Source organism: Streptomyces sp. MB09-01 (genome assembly GCF_033794505.1).
Lineage (GTDB): Bacteria > Actinomycetota > Actinomycetes > Streptomycetales > Streptomycetaceae > Streptomyces.
On sequence record NZ_JARAYQ010000288.1, the window covers coordinates 1 to 9648 of the forward strand.

Annotated in this window: 3 protein-coding genes and 1 pseudogene; all 4 read right to left on the reverse strand. The window is 75.6% G+C overall.

All coding sequences use genetic code 11. The annotated features are described in order from the left end of the window. Positions 1 to 2132 (reverse strand): SDR family oxidoreductase (locus PV721_RS36950; RefSeq protein WP_319732233.1); only part of this gene is annotated, 2132 nt, incomplete at its 3' end. A gap of 145 nt (positions 2133 to 2277) precedes the next feature. Next, a pseudogene (locus PV721_RS44150) lies at positions 2278 to 2544 on the reverse strand (hypothetical protein); the annotation flags it as partial. Continuing rightward, positions 2442 to 7124, reverse strand: coding sequence for a non-ribosomal peptide synthetase (locus tag PV721_RS36955; protein WP_319732230.1), 4683 nt, complete (start codon positions 7122 to 7124; stop codon positions 2442 to 2444). The pseudogene PV721_RS44150 and the gene PV721_RS36955, both read right to left, overlap by 103 nt. Next, positions 7121 to 9648: type I polyketide synthase (locus tag PV721_RS36960; protein WP_319732231.1), on the reverse strand; the 2528-nt coding region annotated here is incomplete at its 5' end. The genes PV721_RS36955 and PV721_RS36960, both read right to left, overlap by 4 nt.

Sequence of the window (9648 nt, forward strand, 5' to 3'; positions counted from 1 at the left end):
GGGGGGCCGACGGGGCGGTGGGCGCCTGCGCGAGGTGCTGAACGCGCCGGCGCGTTCAGCACCTCGCGCAGGCGCGCCAGGGTGCCGTGCGCCACCAGGACGTGGTCGCCGTCGTGGCCCAGGGCCCGGTCGAATGCCTCCAGTCCGGCGTCGGTGGGCATGGCCACGAGTCCGACCTGCCGGGCCATCCGGGCCGCCGCGGCCTCGTCGGCGTCGACGCGTATGCCCCCGTCGGCCCACAGCGACCACAACACGGAGAGGCTGCGGCCCGGCCGTCCGCTGCCCCGGCGCCAGGTCGTGAACGCGTCCAGGAAGCGGTTCGCGTAGGCGTAGTCGGTCTGGCCGGGGCTTCCGGCGGCCCCCGACATGGAGGAGAAGGAGATGAAGAAGTCCAGCGGGTCGCCGGCGGTGGCACGGTCCAGCTCCACGGTGCCGCGGACCTTGGGGCCGAGCACGGCCGCGCTCTGCTGGTCGGTCTTGCCGATCAGCAGGGAGTCCCGGGTGGTTCCGGCGAGGTGCAGGACTCCGTGGAGCGGCCCGAAGGAGCCGTGGATCCGCTCGACGAGGTCCCCGGCGGCGCCGGGAGCGCCCAGGTCGGCGGGTATGTAGTGGACGTCGAGACCGGCGGAGCGCAGCTCCGTGAGGTCGGCCTGCGCCGAACGGCCCGTCAGGACGTAGCGGGCGTCGCCTCCCAGGTGGGCGACGAGCCGGCGGCCGAGGGCGCCCGCGCCGCCGGTGACGAGCACCGTGCCGCGCGGGGCGAGCGGTGCCGGGTCGGCGGCTACGGGCTCCCAGCGGGGCACCTGCCGGCCGGCGGCCGTGTACCGGACCCGGAACTCGTGGGCGGCGCGCGCCTCGGACTCGACGGTGGCGGCGAGGCCCGCCGTGCCCGCGTCGACCGCGGAGACGAGGAACTGCGGGTCCTCGTTGGCGAGGGCCCGCGCGAACCCGTCCAGGGCCTCGGCGCGTGCGTCCTCGACCCCGCCGGACGTGCGGAACACGTGCAGGACGCGCACCGGGTGGCGGGTCGGCTGGGCCGCCCAGGACCGGTACAGCCCGGTGAGGGCGGGCAGCGGGTCGGCGTCCGAGGTGTGGACGAGGAGGAGTTCCTCGTCGCGGGGGAAGACGGAGTCCGCGGTGGTGCGTTCGGCTCCGGTGAAGGTCTCCTCGCCGAGCAGGAGGGTGCGCACGGTCCGGCCGGCGGCCGGTGCGGGCGCGTCCTGCCAGCGCTGCGCGAGCAGGTGGGCTCCGACGGTGCCGTCGAGGCGGGCGGCGCCGTCGACCGGCCGGGTGACGACGGCGCGCAGCCGCACGCGGACCCGGCCCTGGTCGTCGGCGAGGGCGATGTCGTGGCCGGCCGGGGTCCGCACGGCGTGCACGTGGCCCTGTTCGGGGAGCGGTCCGAAGATCTCGACCGCGTCCAGGGAGAAGGGCAGTTCCCGGGCGCGCGGGGCCGAGGGGGCCTCGTCGGTCCACAGGCAGGCCTGGAGCATCGCGTCGAGCAGGGAGGGGTGGAGGGCGAAGTCGGAGAAGGGGAGGTCCGCCGCCGTGGGCACGGCGACGTGCGCGAGGACCTCGCCCGGCGCGGACAGCACCGAGCGCAGCCCCTGGAGGCTGGGCCCGTAGCCGCCGCCGAGCGCGCTGAAGACCTCGTAGCACTCCTCGGCGGTGGCCGTACGGGGCAGCCGGGCCCGGATCGCGTCCAGGTCGAGGCGCGGCGCCTCGGGGCGGGCGTCGAAGCGGAGGGTGCCGGCGGAGCAGAGCGCGCCTTCGGCGCTGCCGTCGGTGAGCCGGACCTCGTACGAGACCCCGTCGGCCGTGGGCTCGAGGTGCAGGCGCACGCGGGCCGGCTCGTCCTCGACGAGCACGGGGCGGGCCCACAGCACGTTGACGATGCCGGTGGCGCGGCCGTGGCCCTGCTGTTCGGCCGCGGCCACCGCGAACTCCAGGGCCGCCACGGCGGGCAGGATCCGGATCCGGCCCAGGGCGTGGTCGCGCAGGTAGAACTCCTCGCCGGTCAGCAGCCGTTCGCCGGGGCCGTCGGCCAGGGCGGCGGGCGGGACGGTCGCCGGAGGGCTCGGGCAGGACGACGTCCCGGCCGGTGACCCACAGGCGGGCGGCCTCGGCCGGATCGTCGGTGGCCACGGGCCCGGCCCCGCCGCCGGAGGCCGCGGCGGCGTCGGCGGTCGCGGTGCCGGTCACGAGGCCTTCCCCGTCGCGCAGGCGCGCGGCCAGCTCGGCGACGCTCCCGACGACCAGGGCGATGCGCTCCCGCAGGGGTTCCCGGCCGACGCGCAGGGTGTGCGCGACGCCGTCCAGGGAGGCCGACGGGTGCTCGTCGAGCCAGGTGCACAGCTCGGCCCGGTACCGCTCGAGCTGCTCGGGGCCGTCGGCGGACAGGAGGACCAGTCGGGCGGTCCTGTCCTCGGTGGTGCCGCTCATCAACGCTGTCCCGCCTCTTCGACTACCACGTGCACGTTGCTGCCTCCCATACCGAACGAGCTGACGCCGACCCGGGCCGGCGTCCCCTCGCGTGTTTCCCATGTCTGTGCTGCGGCCTGGATCCGGAACGGACTGCCGTCGAGGTCGAGCATCGGATTGGGCGTCCGCAGGTCCACCAGGCCGGGGAGCGTGCGGTGACGCATCGCCAGCAGGACCTTCACGACGCCGGCGACGCCCGCCGCGGCCTCCAGATGGCCGATGTTCGTCTTGACCGACCCGAGGCCGGTGCGTCCTGGAACCACCGGGATCCCCCAGTCGGCGTACAGGCGGCCGAACGCCTCCTTGAGGGCGTCGATCTCGATCGGGTCGCCGAGCGGGGTCCCCGTGCCGTGCGCCTCGATGTAGTCGATCGTGTCGGGCGCGACCCCGGCCGACCGGTGTGCGGCGAGCACGACGTCGCGCTGCGCCTGCGGGTTGGGGACCGTGAGCGAGTGGGTGTGACCACCGTGGTTCTCCGCCGAGCCGATCAGCACGCCGTGCACCGGGTCTCCGTCGGCCAGGGCCCGGTCGAGCAGTTTGAGGGCGAGGAGCACGACGCCCTCGCCCCTGCCGTAGCCGTCCGCGCGCTCGTCGAAGGTCTTGCAGCGGCCGTCGGGGCTGAGCATCCCGGCGCGCCGCAGGCCGGTGAACCCGTGCGGGGACAGCAGGAGGTTGGCTCCGCCGGCCAGGGCCATCTCGCAGTCCCCCTGCTGGAGGGCGCGGGCCGCCCGGTGCACGGCGACGAGCGAGCTGGAGCAGGCCGTGTCGAAGACGGCGCTGGGGCCGTGCAGGTCGAACACGTAGGAGATGCGGTTGGCCGCGATCGAGGGGACGTTGCCGATCAGGAAGTGGTCGCCCATCTCCGGCGAGCCCGGGCCGAGCAGGCTCAGGTAGTCCGTGCCGCTGAGTCCGACGAACACCCCCGTGCGGCTGCCGGCGAGCGCGCCCGGGACCTGGCCGGAGTCGAGCACGGCCTCGTGCGCGGCGTGCAGCAGCAGGCGCTGCTGGGGGTCCATCTGCGCCGCTTCCCGGGGGGAGATGCGGAAGAGCGCCGCGTCGAAGGCGTCCACGTCGTCGACGAAGGAGCCGCGCAGGCCCTGCGGGAACACCCGCGCGGAGAAGCCCCGCTCCATGGGGTACGGCCGGGTGAGGTCGCGTCCGCCGGCGAGGTGCTGCCAGAACGCCTCCAGGCCGGAGGAGGAGGGCAGCCGTCCGCCGATGCCGACGACGGCCACCGGTGCGAATCCGCGCTGTGCGGCGGCCGCTGCGACCACCGGTTCGGACGCGGTCCGGGGGGCGGTGCGGCGGTCCGTCGCGGCGAACGCCTCGGGGTGGGCCGCGCTCAGGTGGGCGGCCAGCGAGGTGAGGTCCGGGTGCGCGTAGAAGACGGTCGGGCGCACCGTGACGCCGAATCGCTCGCGCAGCGCCACCGCGAGGTGGGTGAAGCCGATCGAGTCGAAGCCCACTTCGCCCAGGGGCCGGTCGAGGGGGACCTCTTCCACGGGCAGCCCGGCGACGGCCGCCGCGCTCCGGCGCAGTCGTTCCGCCAGGTCTCCGTGGCCGGCCGGCCGGGGCTGCCGGCCGCCTTCCCCCGGCCGTTCGGCGGGGCGGTCCTCGTGTCCGAAGCGGCGTACGAGCTCGTCGATCGGCAGGCGCGTCAGCGGACCGGTGTCCACCTTGGCGTTGGGGGTCAGGGGGAAGCGCGCCAGCGCGACCGTGCGGGAGGGGACCATGTACGCGGGCAGCCAGGACCGGATCCGCCCGACCGCGGCCTCCGCGGCCTCCATGCCGGCCAGGACGAAGGCCACCAGGCGCGGCTGCCCGGGCAGGTCCTCGCGTACGGCCACCCGGACGTCGCCGATGCCGTCGGCGGCGCCCGCCCGGCCGGCGCGCCGGACGGCGGCCTCGATCTCCCCGAGTTCGATGCGGTGGCCGCGCAGCTTGACCTGGCGGTCGGCGCGCCCGAGCAGCACCATGTCCCCATCGGCCGACCAGCGGGCGAGGTCGCCCGTGCGGTAGAGCCGTTCCCCGGTCGCCGGGTCGCCCACGAAGCGTTCGGCGGTCAGCTCCGGCTTGCCCCGGTAGCCGCGGGCGACGCCGTCTCCGCCGATGAGGAGTTCGCCGACCGCGCCGAAGGGCACGGGGGTGCCGTCGGGACCGGCGGTGCGGAAGGTGGTGTTGGCGAGGGGGGTGCCCACGGTGACGGGGCCGCCCCGCCGGATCCGCTGGGCGGAGGACCAGATGGTCGTCTCGGTGGGCCCGTACATGTTCCACAGCTCGTCGCACCGGTCCAGCAGCCGGTCCGCGAGTTCGGCGGTGAGCGCCTCCCCGCCGCACAGCAGCCTGCGCACGCGTCCGGTCCAGCCGGCGTGCAGCAGCATCTCCCAGGTGGCCGGCGTGGCCTGGACGACCGTCGCGCCGGCGTCGCCGATGAGGTCGGCCAGCGCGAACCCGTCCCGGACCACGTCCTCGGGCGCGATGTGGACGGTGGCGCCCCGGGTCAGCGGGAGCAGCAGTTCCAGACCCGAGATGTCGAATCCGGCGGTGGTCACCGCCAGCAGGGTGTCGTCCTCGGAGCAGCCGGGCCGCTCGGCCGTCGCGACCAGCAGGTTGACCAGGTTGCCGTGGCAGACCTCGACGCCCTTGGGCTCGCCCGTGGATCCGGAGGTGTACAGGACGTACGCGAGGTCGTCGTCGCGGCGGGCGACGGGGGCGACGGTCTGCGCCTCGGGCTCCAGGCCGGTCAGGGTGACGCGCACGCCGGGTGCGTCCTCGGGCAGCCGGTCGGCCAGGTGCGGATCGACGATCACGGCGGCCGGCGCCGCGTCGGCGGTGATGTGGGCGAGCCGGGCCGCCGGGAACTCCGGGTCGAGGGGGACGTAGGCGGCCCCCGCGGCCTGGACGGCGAGCAGGGCCACGACCAGCGCGGCCCGGCGGGCGACGAGGACGCCCACGACGTCGCCCGGGCGTACGCCCTGCTCGGTGAGGATCCGGGTGAGGGCGTGCACCTGCCCGGCGAGTTCCCCGTAGGTCAGCGAGCCCGCCGCGTCGACGAGGGCGGTGCGTCCGGGGCCGCGCCGGGCGCGGGCGAGCACCAGGTCGGCGGCGGTGACGTCGCGCGGCCGTTCGGCGCGCGTGGCGTTGGCCCGCTCGACCGTGCGCCGTTCGGCGGGGGTGGCGGGGTCGAGGTCCGCGAGGCGTACGGAGGGATCGGCCGTGACCGTGTCCAGGAGCAGCCGGTAGTGCTCGGCCAGCCGTTCGACGGTGGTGCGGTCGAAGCGCTCCGGGTCGTACTTGAAGTAGAGGAGCACGCCGGTGTCGCGCACGACCACCTCGACGACGAGGTCGTTCTCGCCCTCCTGGGTCAGGTCGAGCGCGTCCCGGAAGACGGTCTGCCCTGCCGCCATGTCCTGGTCGCCGCCGACTCCCTGCTGCATGTAGAAGCCGATGTCGAAGCCGGCCGCGGTGCCGGTCGTGCGGCGCAGGTCGTCGACGACGGAGGCGAAGGGGTACGCGCTGTGCTCCTCGGCCTCCGCCATCCGGGCTCCGACGGCGGCCGTGAGCTCGCCGAAGCTGTGGTCGGGGTCGCAGTCCACGCGCAGGACCACCGGGTTGATCAGGTAGCCGACGGTCCGGTCGAAGCGCTGCGCGGGTCGGCCGTCGGTCGGCACCATCACGCTGAGGTCGCGGTGTCCCGAGTGGCGGTGCAGCAGCGCGAGGAAGGCGCCGAGCACGACGCTGAAGGGCGTCAGCCCCGCCGCACGGGCGCTGTCCTGGACAGCCGCCCAGGTGGAGTGCGGGAGCCGCAACTGCACCATCTCGCCGCCGGTGTGCGAGGCGGATGCGGTCCGCCGGCGATCGGCCAGGGCGTCCAGGACCGGCGCCGTGGAGGCGCCGGTCAGCCGGTCGAGCCACCAGCGTCGGTGCTCCTCCGTCTCCGGTGCGGCGAGCATGGCCCGCTGCCACTCCACGAACTCGGCGTAGGGAGCGGCCTGTTCGACCGGCGGCAGCTCGCGGCCCTGCGCGAGCGCGTCGTGGCAGGCGACGATGTCCCGCAGCAGCAGGTGGCTGGAGACCCCGTCGGTGATCAGGTGGTGGAACACCAGGAGCAGCAGGGTGGCGCCGCCGGGGGCGGCGACGAGCCACATCCGGTAGAGAGGGTCCTGCTCCAGGTCGAATGGGCGGCGGACCAGGTTGCGCACGCGGGCGGCGAACTCCCCGTCGGTCACGTGACCGAGGTCCAGGCGGGTCACCTCCGGGGTGCGGCCGGTGACCTCCTGCACGGGCCCCCCGGCGTCCAGGCGTACGGAGACGCCCAGTTCCGGGTGCCTGCGCACCATCGCGGTCAGGGCCTCGACGAGCCGCTCCTCCTCCACGTCCTGCCCGAGCCACAGGCCCAGCGGCAGGTTGTAGGAGACGGTCTGCGGGTCGTCGGCGTGCAGGGCCCACAGCGCGGCCTGCCCGCGGCTGAGCGGGTACGGCCCGGCGGGCGCCTTCGGGGCGGCGGCCGCCGGCGGGGCCGGGGCGGGTGCGACGGCCGGTGCGGTCGTGTCGACCAGGCCCCGTACCAGCAGCTCGGCCACTTCGTCGGACAGCTTGCCGGCGGCGATCGCCGCCAGCAGGTCACGCAGGTCGGTGCTCATCGGCCCGCCCCTCCTTCGAGTACGGCCAGCGCGTCGTCCACGCGGACGGTTCCGTCGCGCAGCCCGGCCAGCAGGGCCGCCACCTGGTCCGCCTCCGGTGCGGCGGGGGCGGGGTCCGGCTCCTGAACCTGCTTCTGCGTCTGCTTCTGCTCCTGGGGCGCGGGCAGTGGCCCGTACGCCTCGAACACGGCTCGGGCCACCGCCCGTACCGTCTGGGCCACCCCGAACATCCGGGTCGGCACCTCCACCTGGTAGTCCGCGCCGAGGCGGCGGCCCAGCCGGCGCAAGCCCAGCGAGTCCACTCCCGCGTCCGACAGCGCCCGGTCCAGGGGCAGGCGCTCGGGCCGCATGCCCAAGTGGGCCGCGAGGAGCCCGCGTACGTGCGTACGGACGGCGCCCTCGGCGTCGTCTCCGGCGGGAGCCCCGGCCTCGGCCGGCTGCGCGGCGGCGGGCTCCTCCACGACGGCCGGCGTCCGCGCCGCTGCCACGACGCCGGGCGCGGTCTGCGATCCCGCACGGGTCTGCGGCCCGGCCTCGGCCGGGTCGTCCGCATCCGCCTCGGCCGCGGTGTCGGCGACCAGGCCCGACTCGGCCGCCTGCAGGGCGTCGAAGCGGGCTCCGGGCGTGAGCCAGTAGCTCTCCCGGGCGAAGGGGTAGGTCGGTGCGGGCACCCGCCGGGGCGTCGTTCCCGGCCACAGTTCCGCCCAGTCGATCGGGGCGCCCCCGACCCACAGCCGGGCGACCTTGTCCAGTCGGCCCGCCTCCACCACGGCCCGCAGGTACCGGCCGCCCTCGGGGCCGTCCAGCAGCAGCGCGGTGGTGGCGTCCTGGCCGTCCCCCGCGAAGACGCCGGGGACCGGTCCGCCGGCCTGCCACGTCTCCAGGGCGGCCGCCAGCGCACGCGGCGAGTCGGCGACGACCGCGAGACGGTCGGGGAAGGCCTCCCGGCCCGTGCTCAGGGTGTGCGCCAGGGCCGCCGGGTCCACGTCCTCGTGGTCCGCGACCCAACGGGCCAGGCGCGCCGCGTAGTCGCGCAGCCGCTCCGGGGTCTTCGCCGACAGGACGAACAGCCGCTCCCCCGCCGTCGGCAGGACCGGCGCCTCCCGGTACTCCTCCACCACCAGGTGCGCGTTGACCCCGCCGAGGCCGAAGGAGCTCACTCCCGCCCTCAGAGGTGCCTCGGCCCCGTCGGGCGTGCGGACCCGGTTCCAGGGCTCGTTCCCGGCCGGCAGGCGCAGCGGGCTGCCGTCGAGACGCAGGTGCGGGTTGAGCTTCTCCAGGTGGACGTTGCCGGGGATCGACCCGTGGCGCATCGCGAGCAGCGCCTTGATCAGGCCGGTGACGCCCGCGGCCGCCTCCAGGTGGCCGGTGTTGGTCTTCACCGCGCCCAGCACCACGTGCGGCCGCCCGGGTGCCGCGCCGTGATCGGCGTACAGCTCCCCGAAGGCCGACTTCAGGCCCTCGACCTCGACGGGGTCGCCGAGTTCGGTGCCGGTGCCGTGGGTCTCGACGTAGCCGACGGTCCGCGGGTCCACGCCGGCGCGGCGGTGCGCCTTGACGATGCAGGCGGCCTGCGCGTCCGGGTTCGGGGCGGTCAGCGAGTTGGTGCGGCCGCCGTGGTTGACGGCGCTGCCCCGCAGGACGGCGTGGATGACGTCGCCGTCGGCGATCGCCGCGTCGAGGCGCTTGAGCACCACCACGCCCACGCCCTCGGCACGGACGATGCCGTTGGCGCGCGCGTCGAAGGTACGGCAGCGGCCGTCCGGGCTCAGCATGTCGGCCTGGCTCATGTCCACGAACAGCGTCGGCGAGGCGATGACGTTCACGCCGCCGGCCAGCGCGACGTCGCAGTCGCCGCCGCGGATCGCCTCGGCCGCCCGGTGGACGGCGACGAGCGAGGAGGAGCAGGCGGTGTCGATGGTCTCGCTGGGTCCGTGCAGGTCCAGCAGGTACGAGACCCGGTTGGACATGATCGCGTGGGCCCTGCCCACCGTGCTGTAGCCGTCGAGCGGAACGCCGAGGGCGTGCTGGAGCTCGAAGTAGTCGTAGGTGCTGCTGCCGATGAAGACGCCCGTGTCGGTGCCGGCGAGCGCGGACGGCCGGATGCCGGCGTTCTCGATCGCGCTCCAGGCCGCCTCCAGCACGAGCCGGTGCTGCGGGTCCATCGCCACGGCCTCGTGGGGGGAGATGCCGAAGAACTGCGGGTCGAACAGGTCGACCCGGGGCAGGAACCCTCCCCACTTCGCCGTCGTGCGGAACTCGCCGGGCGTCGGCTCCCCGTACAGGCGGCGCCAGTCCCAGCGGTCCGCCGGGATCTCGTCGACGAGGTCGTCGCCCGCCGTCAGGTGCTCCCAGAACTCGTCCAGGTCGTGCGAGCCGGGGAGCATGCCGGCCATGCCGACGATGGCGACCGCGACGGGCTCGCCGGTGGCGGGCGCCGGGGCGGCGGCCCGAACGGAGGCGTCCGGGAAGGCCTCGGCGGCCACGGCCGGCGCGGCGGCGGGTTCGGGGGCCGGTTCGGGCG

Coding starts and splice junctions, on each gene's coding strand:
- PV721_RS36955 (WP_319732230.1), bottom strand. CDS start 7,124: ATGAGCACCGACCTGCGTGACCTGCTGGCGGCGATCGCCGCCGGCAAG.